This is a genomic window from Neomesorhizobium albiziae, from assembly GCF_900114255.1.
Lineage (GTDB): Bacteria > Pseudomonadota > Alphaproteobacteria > Rhizobiales > Rhizobiaceae > Neomesorhizobium > Neomesorhizobium albiziae.
Map to the genome: position 1 here is coordinate 543,102 of NZ_FOSL01000001.1, position 17,913 is coordinate 561,014.

19 protein-coding genes are annotated in these 17,913 nt (G+C 63.7%); 9 read left to right on the forward strand and 10 right to left on the reverse strand.

Annotated elements, in window-relative coordinates:
• Positions 1-56: 56 nt before the first annotated feature.
• From F3H98_RS02585 to F3H98_RS02610, 6 genes are all read right to left on the reverse strand, one after another.
• Positions 57-884, reverse strand: a complete 828-nt coding sequence (locus F3H98_RS02585; protein WP_149757939.1) for a cytochrome c oxidase subunit II — start codon at positions 882-884, stop codon at positions 57-59.
• Between the two features lie 567 nt (positions 885-1,451).
• Positions 1,452-2,261 carry a formylmethanofuran dehydrogenase subunit C gene (locus tag F3H98_RS02590; RefSeq protein ID WP_149757941.1) on the reverse strand — a complete coding sequence of 270 codons (810 nt, stop codon included), beginning with the start codon at positions 2,259-2,261 and terminating at the stop codon, positions 1,452-1,454.
• On the reverse strand, positions 2,258-3,166 hold the full coding sequence (gene fhcD, locus F3H98_RS02595) for a formylmethanofuran--tetrahydromethanopterin N-formyltransferase (protein WP_149757943.1): 909 nt from the start codon (positions 3,164-3,166) through the stop codon (positions 2,258-2,260). Before fhcD ends, F3H98_RS02590 begins: the two co-directional genes overlap by 4 nt.
• Positions 3,154-4,785, reverse strand: coding sequence for a formylmethanofuran dehydrogenase subunit A (locus F3H98_RS02600; RefSeq protein WP_149757945.1), 1,632 nt, complete (start codon positions 4,783-4,785; stop codon positions 3,154-3,156). The genes fhcD and F3H98_RS02600 overlap by 13 nt, the downstream gene beginning before the upstream one ends.
• Positions 4,779-5,867: a molybdopterin-binding domain-containing protein gene (locus tag F3H98_RS02605; protein ID WP_149757947.1), complete on the reverse strand. Its 1,089-nt coding sequence runs from the start codon at positions 5,865-5,867 to the stop codon at positions 4,779-4,781. The genes F3H98_RS02600 and F3H98_RS02605 overlap by 7 nt, the downstream gene beginning before the upstream one ends.
• Before the next feature lie 175 nt (positions 5,868-6,042).
• A complete protein-coding gene (locus tag F3H98_RS02610) occupies positions 6,043-6,423 on the reverse strand; it encodes a 4a-hydroxytetrahydrobiopterin dehydratase (RefSeq protein WP_149757949.1) in 381 nt (126 codons plus the stop codon).
• 155 nt (positions 6,424-6,578) lie between these two features.
• Here F3H98_RS02610 and F3H98_RS02615 point away from each other — a divergent pair, with 155 nt between their 5' ends.
• The 7 genes from F3H98_RS02615 (at position 6,579) to fae (ending at position 13,030) form a co-directional block, all read left to right on the forward strand.
• Positions 6,579-7,547, forward strand: coding sequence for a beta-ribofuranosylaminobenzene 5'-phosphate synthase family protein (locus F3H98_RS02615; protein ID WP_149757951.1), 969 nt, complete (start codon positions 6,579-6,581; stop codon positions 7,545-7,547).
• Positions 7,548-7,565: 18 nt separating this feature from the next.
• On the forward strand, positions 7,566-8,462 hold the full coding sequence (locus tag F3H98_RS02620) for an NAD(P)-dependent methylenetetrahydromethanopterin dehydrogenase (RefSeq protein ID WP_149757953.1): 897 nt from the start codon (positions 7,566-7,568) through the stop codon (positions 8,460-8,462).
• On the forward strand, positions 8,440-9,570 hold the full coding sequence (locus tag F3H98_RS02625; protein ID WP_244621570.1) for an ATP-grasp domain-containing protein: 1,131 nt from the start codon (positions 8,440-8,442) through the stop codon (positions 9,568-9,570). Before F3H98_RS02620 ends, F3H98_RS02625 begins: the two co-directional genes overlap by 23 nt.
• On the forward strand, positions 9,567-10,523 hold the full coding sequence (gene mch, locus F3H98_RS02630) for a methenyltetrahydromethanopterin cyclohydrolase (RefSeq protein ID WP_149757955.1): 957 nt from the start codon (positions 9,567-9,569) through the stop codon (positions 10,521-10,523). Before F3H98_RS02625 ends, mch begins: the two co-directional genes overlap by 4 nt.
• A gap of 30 nt (positions 10,524-10,553) precedes the next feature.
• The gene (locus tag F3H98_RS02635) at positions 10,554-11,501 is read left to right on the forward strand and encodes an ATP-grasp domain-containing protein (RefSeq protein WP_149757957.1); all 948 of its coding nucleotides are present in this window, start codon (positions 10,554-10,556) and stop codon (positions 11,499-11,501) included.
• On the forward strand, positions 11,502-12,350 hold the full coding sequence (locus F3H98_RS02640) for a triphosphoribosyl-dephospho-CoA synthase (protein WP_149757959.1): 849 nt from the start codon (positions 11,502-11,504) through the stop codon (positions 12,348-12,350).
• 164 nt (positions 12,351-12,514) lie between these two features.
• Complete coding sequence (gene fae / locus F3H98_RS02645) at positions 12,515-13,030, forward strand: formaldehyde-activating enzyme (protein ID WP_149757961.1); 516 nt, start codon at positions 12,515-12,517, stop codon at positions 13,028-13,030.
• A gap of 145 nt (positions 13,031-13,175) precedes the next feature.
• On the opposite strand, the gene F3H98_RS02650 is transcribed toward fae, so the two are convergent.
• The gene (locus F3H98_RS02650; RefSeq protein ID WP_149757963.1) at positions 13,176-13,883 is read right to left on the reverse strand and encodes a HisA/HisF-related TIM barrel protein; all 708 of its coding nucleotides are present in this window, start codon (positions 13,881-13,883) and stop codon (positions 13,176-13,178) included.
• 32 nt (positions 13,884-13,915) lie between these two features.
• Between F3H98_RS02650 and F3H98_RS02655 the strand changes: the two genes are divergently transcribed.
• Together F3H98_RS02655 and F3H98_RS02660 are read left to right on the forward strand one after the other, a co-directional pair.
• The gene (locus F3H98_RS02655; protein WP_149757965.1) at positions 13,916-14,953 is read left to right on the forward strand and encodes a hydantoinase/oxoprolinase family protein; all 1,038 of its coding nucleotides are present in this window, start codon (positions 13,916-13,918) and stop codon (positions 14,951-14,953) included.
• Positions 14,954-15,014: 61 nt separating this feature from the next.
• On the forward strand, positions 15,015-15,377 hold the full coding sequence (locus F3H98_RS02660) for a c-type cytochrome (protein ID WP_149757967.1): 363 nt from the start codon (positions 15,015-15,017) through the stop codon (positions 15,375-15,377).
• Here the strand turns inward: F3H98_RS02660 and F3H98_RS02665 are convergent.
• From F3H98_RS02665 to F3H98_RS02675, 3 genes are read right to left on the reverse strand one after another with little or no spacing between them, the layout of a single operon-like run.
• Entirely contained in the window at positions 15,374-15,964 is a 591-nt protein-coding gene (locus tag F3H98_RS02665; RefSeq protein WP_149757969.1) for a DUF447 domain-containing protein, read from the reverse strand. The genes F3H98_RS02660 and F3H98_RS02665 overlap by 4 nt on opposite strands.
• A 2-nt stretch (positions 15,965-15,966) precedes the next feature.
• On the reverse strand, positions 15,967-17,364 hold the full coding sequence (locus F3H98_RS02670; protein WP_149757971.1) for a DUF6513 domain-containing protein: 1,398 nt from the start codon (positions 17,362-17,364) through the stop codon (positions 15,967-15,969).
• Positions 17,357-17,911 (reverse strand): flavoprotein, encoded by a 555-nt coding sequence (locus F3H98_RS02675; protein WP_149757973.1) that lies wholly within the window; start codon positions 17,909-17,911, stop codon positions 17,357-17,359. The genes F3H98_RS02670 and F3H98_RS02675 overlap by 8 nt, the downstream gene beginning before the upstream one ends.
• Between the last annotated feature and the right edge of the window lie 2 nt (positions 17,912-17,913).

Sequence of the window (17,913 nt, forward strand, 5' to 3'; positions counted from 1 at the left end):
GACGGGTCAGCGCCTCGCCATGCACGTCTCTCCGCGCCTCGCGGCGCATCTCCCTGTCAAGGCGCGGTTGGTTCCGCAGCGCTGGTCTGTTGGGTGCCCGTCAGCTGGGCGAAGGTCTGCTGTTCGCCGACCCATGCGAGATAATCTTCTGGCGTGTCGACCATGACGATGCCGCGCATGAACGCATGGCCCTGGCCGCAGAGTTCCGCGCAGAGCACTTCGAAACTGCCGGTCCGGGTGGGCGTGAACCAGAAATAGGTCACCGATCCAGGCACCATGTCCATCTTGGCGCGGAATTCCGGCACGTAGAAATCGTGCAGCACGTCTAGCGAGCGCAACAGCATCTTCACCGGCTTGTCGATCGGCAGGTGCAGGTCGGCGGCCTCGACGATCAGATCGTCCTGGCCGTTCGGATCGTCGGGCTTGAGGCCGAGGGGATTTTCCGGGGTGACCAGCCGCGTGTCGGACAGGCCAAGCTTGCCATCCTGGCCGGGCAGACGGTAGCTCCATTGCCATTGCTGCGCGACAACTTCGACTTCGGTAGCATCGGCAGGAACGGTGACGAATTGATGCCAGACGAAAAGGCCCGGCGCCAGCATGGCGGCAACACCGATGCCGGTGGCCACCGTCAGCCATGTCTCGAGCCGCTTGTTTTCAGGTTCGTAGTGGGCGGTATTTCCCTCGCGATGGCGAAAGCGAAAGACGCAGTAGGCCATGAACAGCACGACAGCCGCGAACACCACGCCGGTGATCCAGAACGTCACGATGATGGTGTTGTCGATGTAAGCCCAGTTCGAGGCGATCGGCGTCCACCACCATGGACTGAGGAAGTGGAAAACCACCGACCCGACTACAACTGCGACCAGTAAAAGCGCGACAACCATTCCCGTTTCATCCCTGCCCTGGAAGGCGCGAATTGAAAGGCAATTCGTCCTATTGCTTCACCAACTCCAACGATCTCTCTTGCACACGAAACTGCGGATGCCAGAGAAGACCGGAGCGCCGCGAGTCCTTGCGACGCACAAAGGACGCCCCAAAGCTCTGGATCTGAACATGTTCGGGCGCGCCTGGCGAATGGACCTGGCTGCAAAATGTTCTGGTCATGTCGGTTTCTGGCAGGAAAGGCACTGCTGCTGTGTCAAAGGCGCAGGAAGCGCTTCGGCTCGGCCCGCATTCGAGCGGGGGGAGCAGCGGTATGCTCGCGACGACGGCCGGTCCGAAACCCGCCATGTCCGTGCCTCCTGTGCCGCCATGAGCGGTCACGGAATTAAGCCCGGCCTGCAACATCATGGAAGCAGGTCTTAAAGCATCGTCATGATCACATCGGCCACCCGCCTTTGTCAAACCGCCGCAGGGGCGCTTTCCACAAGCCGCCTGCGACAAATTGACGTTGGGACAACCTGTCCTCTTTTGACGTGCAAGCCTGCTGTTTCCGGGCCCTGCACCGACAATCAGCGTGGAAAGATTATTTCTCCGAGCCCCAAAACGGCATTGTCGCCGCTGAAGCGGTGTTGTGCCTTGCCGAGCAGCGGCCGCTTTAGAATCCCCTCGGCGATCAGGTGGCGGTCGAGGACGGCGGTGAACACGCTGTCGGGTGCCCCCGATTCGACAAAGCTCGGAGAAAGCTTCGCCGGCTTGCGGTCGAGCAGGATCGAGCCGCGCCGCATCAGATAGCCTGGCATGTCGCCGGTTTCGCCGGCAATGACGATGGTGCCGGCGATCATCCGGCAACCCGCATGATCGCCGGCGCCACGCAGCACGGCGATCATGCCGCGCCGCATGCGGTCGCCGGCAAAGGCGCCGGCCTTGCCGCGTACGATGAGCACGCCGCCATTCATGCCGGCAAGTTCGCCGGCAAGCGGTCCGCCAAGATGGTCGCCGGCATTGCTGGCGATTTCGATGCGGCCGCCGCGCATGCCGGAACCGGCATGTGGACCTGCCTTGCCTTCAACGACGATAGCTCCGCCGCGCATCAAACGGCCAAGCTGCGCGCCCACGTCGCCGATGACACGGATCTTGCCCCCTGTCATGCCTTCGCCGAGGCGATCGAAGCGGGTGCTGCCACCGTCGAAAACAATGTCTTGCGTGTCGTTTCCGGCGAAACGGAAAACATCGGCGACAGTGGAGGCCCGCTTCGAGAGGCCTATACGGATTTGTGCAATGTCCGGCTTCGCCAGGCCGGCAAGGCGCTCGGGCGTCAGCGGTGACAGGTCGAGCCGTTCCGGCGGTTCGGCTATGAGCGTGAAGGTCAGCGCTTTCACGGCAGGAGGTCCTTCAGATGATAGAGGAACTTGCCAAGCTTGCCGCCGTAGTTGCCGGCGCTGATGCGCGTTGCGCCCCGTCCCGGGCCGAGATCGGTCACTGCCTCAAGACCGGCTTTCATCGCGGCCGCCACCGCATCGCTTGTTTCTCCGTCAATGACGATTTCGAGCACGGCGTTGATGTCGGGGCCGAGCTGACTTTTGGCGACGCCGCGCAAGGTCGGCGCGAAGGCTTCGTTGGTGGAGGCGATCACGCCTTTGTACTTGCCGCCAATTTTCGAGCCCGAGCGCACGACGCCGCCGGGAAACGGCATGATGGCGCCGGGTACATGGTGGATGGCCGCGACGGCGGCTTCCGCCGCGGCCATCGCCTTGCCGCTCGATTGGGCGAGCAACAAAAGATTGCCACCGCCGACGGCTTCCTTGGTCATGCCCGTCGTCGCCTCGCAGACGAATTCGCCGTCCATGACCGGAATGCGCCAGAAATGCCGACCACCGAGCTTTTTGGAAACCTGCCAGCCATCTCCGAAATAGCGCAGCGCCGAACCGAGCTTCAATTGCGTCGGACCTTCGAGACCGGCGAAACAGGCGCTGCCCGGCGTGGTCAGCACGCATTGCCCGACGCGGTTCAGCAACTGTTTCTGCAGTTCGTCGGAACTCACGGCAAAAACCATCACCCTGCAGCCGGGACGGCCGTCAGGGGTTTCCGATGGCGGTATCTCGGCATCGACCGCAGCCTCGCAGCCGCAACCGATCACCGAGGTGGCAAAGCCGGTCATCGAGGCCGCGGCCTGGCGCATCCATTTGCGGTTCGGCCCGGTGATGACTATTGCGGTGGCGCGCATCCCGAAGGCTTCGGCATAGGTGTCGTCGATCGCCACGCCGTTGACATTCAACTCCGGCATGCGACCTCGCCGAACGGATTTTCGCGCTGGATCGCGGAGTCGGGAAAAGTGAACCAATCGAGCGACAGGCCATAATGCTGCTGGTGATAATCTTCCAGCCGCCGCACCATCGCCTTGTCTGGCGCGGGGTTGAGCCTGAGCGCCCTGCCCCAGCGGTAATGGGTGATCTCGCCGTCCTTCACCACAAGGTCGCCGTCCTTGAACACATAGGCTGCCCGGCCGAACATTTTCGCGACGTCGGCGTCCTTGCGATAGACAGCGACATCGGCGATGGCGCCGGCGCCGAGGTGGCCGCGGTCGGAAAGGCCGAGCAGCCTGGCCGGTGCGGCCCGCGTCATCACAGCGATTTCCTCGAATGTGTATTCGCGGTCGATCGACATCAGCGCCGAGGTCGCCAGTGCCGATTTCGGCAGGCTTGCGGCCGCTTCGTTGCGCGCTTCACGATCCATCAAGAGCTGGAACAGCTGGGGATAGGCGGTGAAGGGTGCGCCATTCGGATGATCCGTTGTAAAGAACACGCGCCATGGATCTGATATCAAAAGGAAAAGCTCCAGACCGACCGCCCATTGCACAGCGCCGTAGAAATCGCCGCGATAGCGGTAAGGTACGATGCCGCCACCATTGCCGTCGCCATCGTGAATAACGAATTTTTTCGGGCTTGCGGTGCCGCGCGCCGTGAATTGTCGCATCACGTCGGAAGAAACGGTAACGGTTTGGCCAAACATCACCTGGCCGATGTCGATGGTCACTTCCGGCGTTGAGTTGACGACCTCGGCGAGACGGGCGGCGGCAGAGGAGAATTTGCGTTTACCCTCGGTGCCATAACCGTAGAATTGCAGATGGGCGAGGTGCAGCGGCACGCCTTCGGCCGCCGCAATCGTTGCAGCGGCGGTATCGGCCGCCCCGGCTGCGCCGAGATTGTTGCAGTGAACATGCAGTGGATGCGGGATGCCGAGCCGCTCGACGGAAGCCTGTAAGGTCTTGACGATCTTGCGCGAGCTTACGCCGTACCAGGGCACGACATCGTCGAGCGAAAAAGTGCGGACGTTTTCCTTGAACGCCGCGGCCGCCCCGGCATTGATGACCTTGACGCCGAGCGCCCGCGTCGCGCCGACGGTCCAGCCGACATAATCGTCGATCATCGCTTCTGAGGCACCGTCGCGGATCATCGAGAGCAAAAAGTCGTCATTGCCAAGAATCGCCAGCGTCGCCTTGTCGATGATCGGGATATCCGCGAGTTCGAGATGTGTATGCAGCGCGCTTCCCGGCGACATCGCCGGTTCGACGACCGTGGTGAAACCCATTTTGGCGTAGAGGCAGCCGGTCTCGAAGGTCGACCAGCCGGCATTGGAGAGCGGGGTTGCAGTGGGGCGCGGCGCATGGGCTGCATGCTGTTCGGGCAAAAGCAGGCGCGCCGTGTTCACGTTGCCGCCGCCGATATGGGAATGGATGTCGATGGCGCCGGCCATGACGATACAGCCCGAGGCGTCAACGGTGGTGTCCGCATGTCCGCCGGCCGGTGGGTCGACGATCCTGCCATCCGCGATCCACAGATCGCCCACGCCACGGCGGCTGCTGGCGGGATCGATGATGTCGCCGCCGGTTATGCGGGTCAGCATGGCGTGCGTACCCCGCCGAGATGGCTGGCGATCATGCCAAGCGCCAAGGCGGCCGAAGGCATCTCCGAGGCTGCGGTTGCCGCAGCAGCCCTCAGCGTTCCCGTGCGCGCGCAATAGGCGACGCTGTCATGGTCGATGCCCGGAACGCCGACCGCGATGGTGATTGCCGCACCGCCGACCGGCGTGGCGGTTTTCACAAGAGCCACCAGCCTGGTGCCGCTGCGCCGGGGCGGCAGTCGGTCGGCCGAGGCCGCGATCCGCACATGGAGGTCGGCTTCGCCCGCTCCCAACATGCGGGCAACATCGAGGCGCCAGGGGTCGAATTCGGGAACGCCCCGCGCAAAGCCGCAGCGCATCGGGAAACCGGTCATCCAGGCGGAAGCGAGCGAGGAGCCCCAGCCGCTTTCGCTTGCAGGCAGATGCACCGAGGAGGCACGCGATTTCCGGTTGAGGTCGGCAACCAGCCCTTGCAGCATCTCCAGCGCCAGGCCGTCCGCACCGTGGCCGGAGAACAGGAAGACTGGAAAGCGCGCAATTTCCAGCGCCTTGGCGAAACGCTGGAAATTCGACACCGACTTCGCCACTTGCCGACCCGCTACTGCGGCCCGCAAGGCGGCGAGCGTTGCTGCAAGCCCCGCCTGGTCGCAACTGAGGCGGGTGGCCTTGCTGGCAGCCGGAAGACCTGAGGCGCCGGGCTTGCCGTCGCCTATAAGGAAGAGATGACGCGCTTCGGTCGCCGAAAGATCGGGAGCGGTCCGGGCGAGCTCCCGAACCAGATCATGATGCTCGGAGGGCAGTTCGCCGACGATTGCGACGACATCGGCACGCCGGCGAGCCTCGCCGGGAGCCACTGTCATGCCACCCCTGCCGGTGAAGAATTCCGTCTCGCGCGCCAACCCGGCGCCGTCCACATGATCATAGGCGCCGCCGACTTTTTCGGCGAGCGCGATCGCCGCGCGCGTCCCATGAATATCCGTGTCGAAGCTGAATACCGGGCACCGGCTTGATTCCAGAAGCCTCGCGGCATGTTCGGCCGCGCGTTCAACCAGCGTTTCCCGGTTGCCGATCCATGCAACCGCCATGCACTGTCCAACTTTCTGGTGCCGGCTCAACTCTAGACGAAACTATTTTGGCAGTGAACCCGCCTGGCGGTCAAAAATCGCGAATGCCTGTCACGACGTCAGCGCCGCACCTTCCCGAGCCGTCGAACCCGAGACGAGATGACTGATGAACGACCTGAAAATGCGCGAGCTTACCTCAATCATATTTTATGTAGGCGAAGCGCTGGTCGGCATGCGGGGTACCTTCCAGCGCGCCGCCTTCGGCTCCGGGCTGCCATTGGATGACATCCTCGATCTTCTTCGCCAGCTCGAAATCCTTGTCGGTGACGCCCTTGGCCGCATGGTTCATCAGCTTGACCTCGACCCACGCGTAGGAGGCGGCGATGTCGGGATGATGCCAGGCCGCCTCGGCCAGATGGCCGACCGTATTGATCACCATCAGCGTGCCCTTCCAGCTGTTGGTCTTGTATTTGCGGCGGATCCAGCCGTTCTCATAGCGCCATTTCGGCAGATCCTTCGCCAGCCGCTCGGCGATCTCGTCTTCCGAATAGGTTTTTTCCTTGGCTCTCTCGCTCATCTCGGTTCTCCGCTGCTCCTCGCGTCCAGTGTCCGGCACCAAAGTAGGAAGTACAGTTTCGGCCTGTCCGGCTTGCCCCGTCACTGAAAGCCGTTATCATGGACCACGGCACCTAAACTTCAGTGATGCATTATGATGCACCCACTCGGGGGCAGATGTCGAATTCCGTTACTATCAAGGTGCCGTCCCGCCTTCATCTCGGCTTTCTCGACCCGAACGGTGTTTCGGGCCGCCGTTTCGGCAGTCTCGGATTGCCGCTGAGCGAGCCGGAGACAACGGTCCGGCTGTCGCGTTGCCAGGAAACCGTGATCGAGGGACCGGAGAGCGAACGCGCCGCAGCGCATCTCGCAAACCTCTGCCGGCATCTCGGCATCCGCTCGCACCATCGCCTGGTCATCGAGGAGGCGATCCCGCGCCATGCCGGGCTGGGTTCCGGCACACAGATCGCGCTTGCGGTCGCGGCAGCGCTGCGCACGCTGCACCAACTGCCGCTTGACACCAGCGGCGACGCAACCATGCTGGCGCGTGGCAACCGTTCCGGCATCGGTATTGCAAGTTTCGACAAGGGCGGTGTCATCCTCGACGCCGGCAAGGACGACAGTGGCCGGCCGCCGCCGGTCATCGCACGTTTCCCCTTTCCGGAGGCATGGCGGGTTCTCCTGATCCTCGATCATGATTTGGACGGGCTGCATGGAGAGGACGAGGTGGCGGCGTTCCGCGATCTGCCGACTTTCCCCGAAAGCGGCGTCGGCGAGATTTGCAGGCATGTTCTGATGGGCGCCATGCCGGCGCTCGTCGAGCGCGACCTCGCCGCTTTCGGCGCCGCGATCTCGGCGATCCAGCACCTGGTCGGCAGCTATTTCGCGCCGGCGCAAGGCGGCCTGTTCACCTCCAGACGTGTCGAGAGACTGGCGAAACGGCTGGCCGAGGCGGGCGCTACCGGCATCGGACAAAGTTCATGGGGACCGACCGGTTTCGGCTTCGCGCCCTCGGAAGAAGCGGCGCGGGAGATGGTCGCCGCCGCGCAACAGGCGGCGGGGCCGGGAACCGAGATCAGGATCGTGCGGGGTAGGAACGCCGGTGCGGAGATCAGCGCGACGGGGCTGGGACTGGTCGGCAGCTAGACAGCAGGAAGGCGAAGCATGCCCCGCAAACATATCCTCCACATGCTTACACCGCTGAAGCACATGAGCCCGTTCGACGTGAACATGGCGCTCGACGCCGGTTTCGACGCGGTGGTGCCTTATATCGGCGTTGAACTCGGCGAACTGACAGGGCTCGTGCAGGACGCGATCTTCTCGCGGCCGCCGGACGCCGGCGTCGACACTGGAATCTTCATTGCCGGCAAGGACGTGTCACTGGCGCTCGACATGTTCGACCTGGCAAAGAAGGCGATGGTGCCGCCATTCCAGGTGTCGGTATTCGCCGACCCCGCGGGCTCCTTCACCACAGCCGCTGCAATGGTCGCCAAAGTGGAAAAGGCGCTGGAGAAAAAGTTCGAACGCGGCCTGAAGGATACACGGATCGTCATTTTCGGTGCGACGGGCGTGGTTGGTTTCTGCACGGCTGTGATCGCCGCGCAGGAAGGCGCCGCCGTCACCGTCGCCGGGCATGACGGCGCCGAGCGGGTCAAGAAGGTCGCCTCCGAGATCAAGGACCGGTTCGGCGTGAGCGTCGAAGCGGTCGACGGCTCGACCGACGCGCGCAAGAAAAAGCTCGTCGCGGCAAGCGAGGTGATTCTCGCCGCCGCCAGGGCCGGCGTGCAGGTGATCTCCAAGGCTGAACTCGCCGGCGCCGACGGCCTGCTGATTGCGGCCGACGTCAACGCGGTGCCGCCCGCAGGCATCGAAGGGCTGACGGTTCACGCCAATTCCGACCCGCTCGAAGCGACAAAGGCTGTCGGCATTGGCCCGCTCGCCATCGGCAATGTGAAATACAAGACTGAATTCGGCCTGTTCAAAAAAATGATAGAAGCCGAAAAAACAGTCGCCTTCGATTTCCAGGATGCGTTCGCCCTTGCACGCGAAATCGCCAAATAACACCGCGACGCTTTTGATCGCCGCGATTTCGGGCCGCGCGCTTGCCGCGGCGGCCAGGCGCGCCGGTTATCGGCCGCTGGTGGCGGATTTTTTCTGCGATACGGATACAGTGGCTCTGGCGTCGAAGGCGATCCCGTTGCCCGGCGACCTGAGGAATGGCATCGACAGCGCGCGCGCCATCGAAACGCTGCGAAAACTTGCCGCCGGCGAGACGCCGGTCGCCGTGGTGCTGGGCTCTGGCTTTGAGCGCAAGCCGGAGTTGGTGAACTCGATCGCGCGCAAATTTCCGCTGGCCGGGTGCAGCGGCGCGACGATCCGTCGGGTAAAGGACCCGGAAAAGCTTTCGGCCGACTGCGCAGCACTAGGCATTCCACATCCGGAATTGAGGCGGGACCGTCCGGCAGATGTGGAAAACTGGGTGGTCAAGACAGCCGGCGCCGCAGGCGGCGCGCATATCAGGCGCGCCAACGGCGAAGACGCCTCCGAGGGCCGGTATTTCCAGCGTTTCGTTTCCGGGCAGAGTGTGTCGGCCCTGTTTGCTGGCGACGGACGGAAGGCCAGTATCGTCGGGTTCAGCCGACAATGGGCGTCGCCGGCTCCTGGCCAGCCGTACCGTTACGGCGGCGCTGTGCGCCTGCGGCGCTTCGACCGGAAGGATAGCGCCACGATCGGCGGCTGGCTGTCCGCTTTCACGGCGCGAACCGGACTGAAGGGACTGTGCAGCGCCGACTTCATCAAGACCGGCGACGGGTACCGTCTGATCGAGATCAACCCGCGCCCCGGCGCGACGCTGGACATTTTCGACAGCTTCGACGCGCCGCTGATGGAAGCGCATATCCGGGCATCGCGCAGGGAAACGTACCGCTTTCCCCATTTTGCCGACAGTATGGCGCAATTGATCGCTTATACAGCAAAACCCGTGGCGCGGTTTCCGGCGATCACCTGGCCGGACTGGACCGCCGACCACCAATCGGCCGGCACACGATTGTCGTCTGGGGATCCTGTCTGCACCGTGTTCGCGACCGGGCCGAACGCAGCGACAACGCAGCGCGCCGTGAAGGCGCAGGCCCGAATGCTTCAGGCGGCCTGGGAAGGAGGCCGGACATGAAGGACGGCACCGCATTCCTCAACGACAATGCGCAGAAGATTGCCGACAGCGTGATCGGCGAGGCCGAACGTCTGCGTGTTTCCGTCACTAAGGGTTCCCTCGGCGAGACCCTCATCGACGCCGGCGCGAAGGTAACCGGTGGCATCGAAGCCGGCCTGCGTATCGCCGAAGCGGCGATGGGCGGGCTGGGCACAGTTTCGCTGAGAATGGACCGCGCTTCGGAAAAGTGGCCTTTCTGCATCGAGGTGCGTTCCTCGCAGCCGGTGCTCGCCTGCCTCGGCAGCCAGTATGCCGGCTGGAACCTTTCGAACGGCAGCTATTTCGCCATGGGTTCGGGGCCGGCGCGGGCTCTCGCGCGTGTCGAACCGCTGTTCGAGACTTTGTCCTACAAGGACCAAGCGAAGTCGGCGGTGCTGGTGCTGGAGACCGCCGATCCACCGCCGGCTGCCGTCGTCGAAAAAGTCGCCAAGGCAGTAAAGCTGCCAGCGGAAAAGCTCACTTTCCTCTATGCGCCGACGCAGAGCATCGCCGGCACCGTCCAGATCGTGGCGCGGGTTCTGGAAGTCGCCCTGCACAAGGCAAACGACCTGAAATTCCCGCTGGAAAACATTGTCGACGGCATCGCGGCCGCACCCATTCCCGCCCCTCACCCGGATTTCCTGACCGCGATGGGCCGCACCAACGACGCCATCATCTATGGCGGCGGCGCACAGCTTTTCGTCAAGGGCAGCCCGAGAGATGCTCAAGAACTGGCCGAAAGACTGCCAAGCCGCGCCTCGCGCGACTATGGGCAGCCGTTCGCGGCCATCTTCAAGAAGTTCAAGGGCGATTTCTACGCGATCGATCCATTGCTGTTCAGCCCGGCGGAAGTGATCGTGACGGCGATCGAAAGCGGCGATACATTCCGTGCCGGCAGCCGCGACCAGAAGATGCTCGAGGAGAGCCTGGGCTGAAGCGGCTATGACAGCAGGAAAAATTATCGCGTGATCCCCCGCATCCTGGTCCTCAACGACAATTCCGAGAAGCGCACGCGTGGTCTGGCCGCGGGTTTCCGGCGGCGCGGCGCGGTGGCGATCAACGCCTCGCTGGCCACGCTCGCCTTCGACACCGGCAGCCCGTCGGGAATTTCGATCCCCGGTTTCGACGGCGCGCTGCCCGATGCGGTGCTGGTGCGCTCCATCGCCGCCGGCTCGTTCGAGGCGATCACCCGTCGCCTCGGCGTCCTGCATGCGCTGGGCAGGCTCGGCGTGCCGGTATGGAATTCGGCGCAGGCGATCGAGCGTTGCGTTGACAAGTCGATGACGACGTTCCTGCTTGCCAATGCCGGACTGCCGACGCCGCCGACCTTCGCCGTCGAGGGTATGGAGGCTGCACGACAAATCGCCGCGCGGGAACTTCCGGCCGCACCCCTGGTGCTGAAGCCGCTGTTCGGCGCGCAGGGTCGCGGAATTCGCCTGATCCAAAGCCTCGACGACCTGCCGGCGGAGGACGACGTGAGCGGCGTGTTTTATCTCCAGCATTATGTGCGGAGGCCTGGCCCACCATTCCGCGACTGCCGGGTCTTCGTCTGCGCGGGACGCCCGATCGCGATGATGAGCCGCCGCGGCGATGACTGGATCACCAATGTCAATCGTGGCGCCGTGCCGGAGCCGGTTTCGGGCCATGACGAGGACGAACTCTCAGAACTTGCCGTCGCCGCGGCGGCCGCGGTGGGCGCAGATTTCGCCGGCGTCGACATCGTGGCGGCGGAGGGCGGAGGCCTTATGGTGCTCGAGGTCAACAGCATGCCTGCCTGGTCAGGCCTGCAATCGGTGGCCGCGGTAAACATCGCCGACGCCATCGCGGAAGCTTTGCTGGCCTGTCTTGCGGAGCGCCGGGCGACGGTTTCCTTGGGCAAACCCTATCGCTTCGCCGCGCCGGCCAATCGCTGAATGGGACTTCCACGCCAGAAATTGGCCGCAGCCTACCAATCGGCCTGCCGGGCGGAGATCGAGGCTCTCAAACCCGGCAATGTACATGTCTTCGCCGACGGCCACCGCATGTCTGCGCAACAATTCCTCGACAGCGCCCAGGCTTCCTCCAGGCCTCTGACCGATACGGCATTGCCGGTTGGGCGGCGCATACTGGAGGCGGTGCAGGCAACCCGCGAAACCGTGGGCGTCAACACCAATCTCGGTATTCTCCTTTTGTCGGCTCCGCTGGTCGCGGCCGCGGAGGCGGATGGTGACCTTCGCGAAAACCTGGGCAAGGTGCTGCGCGCGATGACCATGGACGACGCCGGGGCGGTGTTCGCGGCGATCGTGCTCGCATCGCCGGGAGGACTTGGGTCGGCCGAGACCCATGACGTTCGAGAGGCTCCTGCCGTACCGCTGCTGGAGGCAATGCGGGAAGCCTCGCAACGCGACATGATTGCCCGCCAATATGTCACTGATTTCGCCGATGTTTTCGGTACCGGTCTGGATGCGTACGAGGCCGCCGTTGCGCGCGGCGAAACCGACATGTGGCCGGTGGTGGCAGCCTATATGGCCTTCCTCACCGCCTTTCCCGACAGCCATGTGGCGCGCAAGCACGGCATCGCAATAGCCGACGCGGTGCGGCAGCAGGCCAGCGCCGTCAAAACCAGGCTCGACCAGACCGCAGGCGAGGAGGCACGCATCAGCCAACTGCTGGCGTTCGATGCCGAACTTAAGGCGCGTCACATCAACCCCGGCACCTCGGCCGATCTCACCGTGGCTTGTCTTTTAGTCCATAGTCTCCGCAGCGAACTTGCATGCGGATAAGCATGGTGCTTGAATTTCCGCAGCGGAAGAAATCCTTCCGCGGCTATCTAGCCAACCGGCCCGGGCAAACCGGGCGCTGCCAACAAGGATAGTCGTCCATCGAGCGTCCGCTCGGTTGCGGCGTCTTTGGACACGCTATAATTCGTGTCTTGGAGGAAATTGGCATGGCAAAGATCTCGAAAGTTATGGTCGGTGAATCGCTCGTCGGGGATGGCAACGAAGTCGCCCACATCGACCTTCTGATTGGACCGCGGGGGAGCCCGGTCGAAACAGCATTCTGCAATGCGCTCACCAACAACAAGGACGGTTTCACCAGCCTTCTGGCCGTGATCGCGCCCAATCTGCCCTGCAAGCCCAACACTGTGATGTTCAACAAGGTCACCATCAAGGGCGCTAAGCAGGCCGTGCAGATGTTTGGACCGGCGCAGTTCGCCGTGGCGAAGGCGGTACAGGACAGCGTCGCCGACGGGATCATTCCGGCCAATGAGGCCGACGACCTGTTCATCTGCGTCGGTGTCTTCATCCACTGGGAAGCGGAGGACGACGCCAAGATCCAGCAATACAACTACCAGGCGACCAAGGAAGCCATTCAGCGCGCCGTCGAGGGCAAACCGAGTGCCGCCGAGGCGACCGCGCAGCGGGATTCGGTGAAGCATCCGTTCAGCGCCGCCGCTTCCTAGACAAGGAACAGCCCCGCACAGGCAAAACCCTCTGCCGAGCCGGATGGTCTGTTGCGCCGGTTGCAAAAGCTCCTGGGCTTCTGAGAATTCCCGAAGGGTTTTCCCTTCGGGAATTGCCGCGATGCACGGCCTTAGCACGCAGCCATTATAGCGCCGCCAGATGCGCCGCGGTGAGGGTTCCATTGTGCAATGACGTCGCCACCAGCGCCGCGGAAACGCCCAGCGCAGTCAAAGCGCGGATATCGTCCTCATCGCGCACGCCGCCGGCGGCAACGATATCGCGATCGCCGGCTTTCGCCTTGATCTCGGCCAGCCGGTCAAAATCCGGGCCTGAACCCGAGCCGACCTTGGCCAGAGTCATCACGATGACCCGCCGCGGCCAGAGATCCGTTTGATCGAGCACCGATTTCGGGCCCCGGTACAAACCATCGCCAAAAAAATCGAGTGACAGGATGAGACGGGGATGGGCGCCAAAACGCCGGAGCAAACGATCATCGTCCTGCGATTCCGAGCCAAGAACAGGCGAAACACCCGGCACATCCAGCGTGGTTTCGAGAGCTTTCGCCTCGGCAAATCCTGCATCCACCCAAAGCTCCGGCGAGCTCTCCATGCCGCGCAGGCGGGAGAACGCTTCATGGTTGGGTACACCGCCGGCGATGGCATCGAGATCGGCGATATAGAATTCCGGGAATGGGTAGAGTGTGCGCAGTCCGCGGGCAACATCCACCGGGTCGGAGCTTTCCGCGAGCGGCGTCACGATCGGCCTATAGCTGGCGCGATCACCGCTTTGGGCACGCACCACCTGGCCGCCTTTCAAGTCGAGAACGGGGATGATACGCACCGTCTTTCCCATACTTATCCGTCACCGTCATGAGAGCTTGAAGCGTGGAAAAAAGAAAGACTATCGTCGCCGGCTTCGACATCGGGGGCGCGCATCTGAAGGTGACACGGGCCGAAAGCGGCCGCATCGTTGATGCGGTCACCATCGCCACGCCGCTCTGGCAAGGTCTCGACACGCTGACCGCAGGGCTGCGCGAAGCAGAACCCGTTTATTCCGGCGCCGACGTCCGCGCCTTCACCATGACTGGCGAGCTCGCCGACGTTTTTCCCTCGCGCGAAGCGGGCGTCGCAGGGCTTCTGGAGCGCATTTCCGCACAATTCCCAGGCGGCGAAAAGCTGATCTATGCCGGCCGCTCCGGCTTCGTCGGGATGAATGAGGCGGCAGGCCTCGCCAACGACATCGCGTCCGCCAACTGGCATGCGACCGCGGCACTGGTGGCCAGACTGGTGGGCGAAGCGCTGTTCGTCGACATGGGCTCGACGACCACCGACCTGATCCCGGTGCGTGGAGGCGCCGTCGCCAATCGCGGCTACAGCGACGCCGAGCGGCTGCTTTCCGGCGAACTGGTCTATACCGGCTTCACCCGCACCTTCCTGTTCGGCGTGGCGTCGTCAGCGCCGGTGCGGGGCCAGATCACGCCGCTGATGAACGAGTATTTCGCCTCGATGGCCGATGCCCACCGCATGCTCGGCGTGCTCGACGAAAGCGACGACAAGCATGCCTCCGCCGATGGCCAGGCGAAGACGGTTACCGGCTCGATGGCGCGGCTCGCCCGCATGGTCGGCCGCGATGCGGCTGACCTGGAACCGGCGGAGTGGCAAACGATAGCGCGCTGGTTCAGCGAAAAGCAGTTGCGGCTGGTGCACGACGCAGCGTTCCGCGCCGCCGGCGGCCTCGCGGACGACGCCCCGATCGTCGGCGCCGGCACCGGCCGCTGGCAGCTTCGGCGGCTGGCCGAGCGCATGGAGCGGCGTTTCGTCGACTTCGCCGATCTCATCCCCGCAGACGATGCCGCGCGCGGCGAAGCGAGCAGTGCCGCGCCGGCGACCGCCGTAGCGCTGCTGGCGGGAAATGCACGGTAACGATGGGGGAACAGCTTTAAGCGACGGACGTTCCTCCTTCGACACCCAAAAGGAGGACGGCATGAACAGGCGCGTTTTCGCATTGCTTCTCGCCGGCGGGCTTACTTCCGCTCCCGTGTTTGCCCAGGATGACGGTCAAACTGCATTCAACAACAGTTGTCGCACCTGCCATACGCTGAAGGAAGGCGATAACCGGCAAGGCCCGAGCCTGGCCGGCATCATCGGCCGCAAGGCGGGGACGCTGCCGGGCTATAATTTTTCGGATTCGATGAAGCAGTCGGGCATTACCTGGGACGAATCCAACCTCGACCAATTCATCGCCAATCCAGACCAGGTGGTAAGCGGCAACACCATGAAGCCCTATGGCGGTATCACAGACGCCGCACAGCGAAAGACAATCGTTGAGTTCCTCAAAGGCGGCTAGGCTCTCACCTCTTCGCCACTGGCGTCCTTGCCGGCGAAATGCTCTGTGACACGCTCCATCAGCCAGCCCCAGGCCTCCTTCTCGTCCGGGCCTGCGGTTTTTTCGATGGAGATAGTGAGGTATTCGATCTCCATCTCGATCTTCTCACGCGGCAGCATGCCGAGCCGGCTGACCAGGATCGCGAGTTCCAGCACCGCCGCCTTTGCACGGTTGAGACCGGTGAAAGGCGCGTGGGTAGCCTCGGCAGCGACACGGCAGAAATGTCGCGGCCGGACGCCATCGTCGTCGAGGCTCACCACCTCCAGTACCGAATGCGCGAGCGCAGCTTTCAGGCGCGGCACCTGGCAGCCGGCAACCGGGACCAGCGGCCATTCCTTGCGGCCGGTCAGGCAACCGGCGAAGATGCGGACATCGTCAACATAATTGGCGACCGCTACCGGCGTCTGCGCCAGATTGTCGAGCGTTGCCGACGGGCGGAACGGCGCGATGATCCAGCCATCGTTTTCGGCGATGATGCCGAGCGGCGCGATATGCACCTTGCCTGTCTTGTCGGCGGTGGTGACGATGCATTCGCGGATGTAAGGCATTGTCAGTCCCTGCCTTTTCGGGCTTTGAGCGTGTGGCCGGCTTCCGCGAGCCGCGTCCGGTCGGCCTCTGGCTCCGGCGCCGCGACACCCCAGGCGAGCGGTTCGTCCTGCACGTAGCGCTTGCCGAGACGCCAGGCGATCTCGGCCTTCATTAGCTCGGCACCGAGATAGAAGGCATGGGCGCCGTCCTCCTCAACGCCCAGCCGGGCGAAGAGTTCAAAGGCGTCGGTGGCGATGTGATGCCCTTTGCCGTTGAAGATGTGGATGCCGTCGGCAGCGGTGAGGATGCGGAAATTGGCGTCTCGTATGTCGCCCGCAAGTGCCGCAATATCCTCGACCGAGGCCGGATAGGGCTTGCGGTCATGCACTTGTAGCAGGCCGGGATGATAGCTACGTGGCAGCGCGCCGTCGTTTCTGGCGGCAAACAGGATGCGGCGCGCGATGTCGTGCTCCTCGACGGTGCGCACTGTGTGCGGACTGACATGCACGACCAGAACGTTGCGGATCGCAAGCTCGGAGCAGAGGCCGGACAATATGGCCGTGACGCCGGAACTGTCGGCGTCGGTGAGTTCGGTGAGATTGCCGGTGCCCATCAGGATTTCGATGTCGGGCCAGCGGCGGCGCGCCTCGAGAAAACGCCCTAGCGATGCGGCGAAGCCGAAATGGATGGGGTCGAGCACCGGATCGGCGATGAAGGTAATGCCGGCCTTCTGAGCGGCCTCGATGGCGCGACCAAGCGAATCCAGATCACCTGGCTGCGAGGGGATGAGCACCGGTGCCACGGCATGCTCGAAAGCCAACGGCAATGTCTCCTCGGTGAGACTGAGCACATAGTCGGCCCCGGCCCGCACACCGCAACGCAGTTCGTCCAGACTGGCGGAATCGACGCTGACGGCGAAACCTTCGGCTTTCAGCGCCCGCACCGCCTCGGCAAGCAGCGGAAACGGCGTTTCCGGAAGGCAGCCGAGATCGATGATATCGGCCCCTGCCTGTTTCAGCACGCGCGCCCGCGCCAACAGCGCATCGACCGAAAGCATCGGCGCATCAACGATTTCGGCAAAGATGCGGATGTCGTGACGGGAAAGGTCCGGTGGCTCGCCCGCCCGGCCGAGATAGGGCGGCAGGTCGGCGACCTCGTCAGGGCCGCGCACGAACGGCACCCCGAAATGCGTCGAAAGCTGGTCGAGGTTGCCTCGGTAACGTCCGGGCAGGACGACACGGCCGACGCCATCGGGAAGCTTCAGCCGCCGCCGGATGATGTCTTCTGTCATCAGCGCGGCCACCTTGACGCCGACGTCGACGATTTCCCAGGAGAGTTCTGTCTTCCCGAGCGCCGAAAGCACCTTTTCCAGCCGCGCCCGCGCCAGATGGCCGGTCAGGAAGACGAGACGCTCAGCCATGGGCGGCGGCGAGTTCGTCGCGGCGGGCGCGGATCGCGGCGTCGAGTTCGGCAAGCGATTCCACCACGGTGGTGCGCTCGAAGCTCTTCAGCCGCTCGGTGTTTTCAAGATCGATCCGGCGCGGATAGACCTTGACCAGACCGTGCGGCGCCATGGTTTCGAGTTCCGGTGCGGTGTCGCAGGCGAAGACGATCGCCGGCACCCGGCACTTGCCGGCCTGTGCGAAGACATTGGTGGCGATGGTGTCGGAGATGCCCAGCACGCATTTCGCGACCGTGTTGGACGAGGCCGGCGCCACCACCACCGTGTGGTAGACGCCATGATAGAACTCGCCGACCGGGATAGAGCTCGCCGTCTTGTCGTGCAGCACGCGCGTCGAATCCGGGAAATCGAGCTTCAGCTTGTACATGCGCAGCACTTCATTCGCGGCCTTGGAGACAAAGACATCGCAATGTTCAAGCTCGTGGATGAGCGCAAAGCTTTCCGTGAAGAAGTGTCCGGAGCCGGTAAGGACCCAAGCCCAGCGCGGGGTATGCAGTGTGGCCATGG

Bases quoted from the DNA above. Each gene is read 5' to 3' on its own strand.
- F3H98_RS02585 (WP_149757939.1), bottom strand. From the start codon at position 884: ATGGTTGTCGCGCTTTTACTGGTCGCAGTTGTAGTCGGGTCGGTGGTT.
- fhcD (WP_149757943.1), bottom strand. From the start codon at position 3,166: ATGCCGGAGTTGAATGTCAACGGCGTGGCGATCGACGACACCTATGCC.
- F3H98_RS02600 (WP_149757945.1), bottom strand. From the start codon at position 4,785: ATGCTGACCCGCATAACCGGCGGCGACATCATCGATCCCGCCAGCAGC.
- F3H98_RS02605 (WP_149757947.1), bottom strand. From the start codon at position 5,867: ATGGCGGTTGCATGGATCGGCAACCGGGAAACGCTGGTTGAACGCGCG.
- F3H98_RS02610 (WP_149757949.1), bottom strand. From the start codon at position 6,423: ATGAGCGAGAGAGCCAAGGAAAAAACCTATTCGGAAGACGAGATCGCC.
- F3H98_RS02615 (WP_149757951.1), top strand. From the start codon at position 6,579: ATGTCGAATTCCGTTACTATCAAGGTGCCGTCCCGCCTTCATCTCGGC.
- F3H98_RS02620 (WP_149757953.1), top strand. From the start codon at position 7,566: ATGCCCCGCAAACATATCCTCCACATGCTTACACCGCTGAAGCACATG.
- mch (WP_149757955.1), top strand. From the start codon at position 9,567: ATGAAGGACGGCACCGCATTCCTCAACGACAATGCGCAGAAGATTGCC.
- F3H98_RS02640 (WP_149757959.1), top strand. From the start codon at position 11,502: ATGGGACTTCCACGCCAGAAATTGGCCGCAGCCTACCAATCGGCCTGC.
- fae (WP_149757961.1), top strand. From the start codon at position 12,515: ATGGCAAAGATCTCGAAAGTTATGGTCGGTGAATCGCTCGTCGGGGAT.
- F3H98_RS02650 (WP_149757963.1), bottom strand. From the start codon at position 13,883: ATGGGAAAGACGGTGCGTATCATCCCCGTTCTCGACTTGAAAGGCGGC.
- F3H98_RS02660 (WP_149757967.1), top strand. From the start codon at position 15,015: ATGAACAGGCGCGTTTTCGCATTGCTTCTCGCCGGCGGGCTTACTTCC.
- F3H98_RS02665 (WP_149757969.1), bottom strand. From the start codon at position 15,964: ATGCCTTACATCCGCGAATGCATCGTCACCACCGCCGACAAGACAGGC.
- F3H98_RS02670 (WP_149757971.1), bottom strand. From the start codon at position 17,364: ATGGCTGAGCGTCTCGTCTTCCTGACCGGCCATCTGGCGCGGGCGCGG.
- F3H98_RS02675 (WP_149757973.1), bottom strand. From the start codon at position 17,911: ATGGCCACACTGCATACCCCGCGCTGGGCTTGGGTCCTTACCGGCTCC.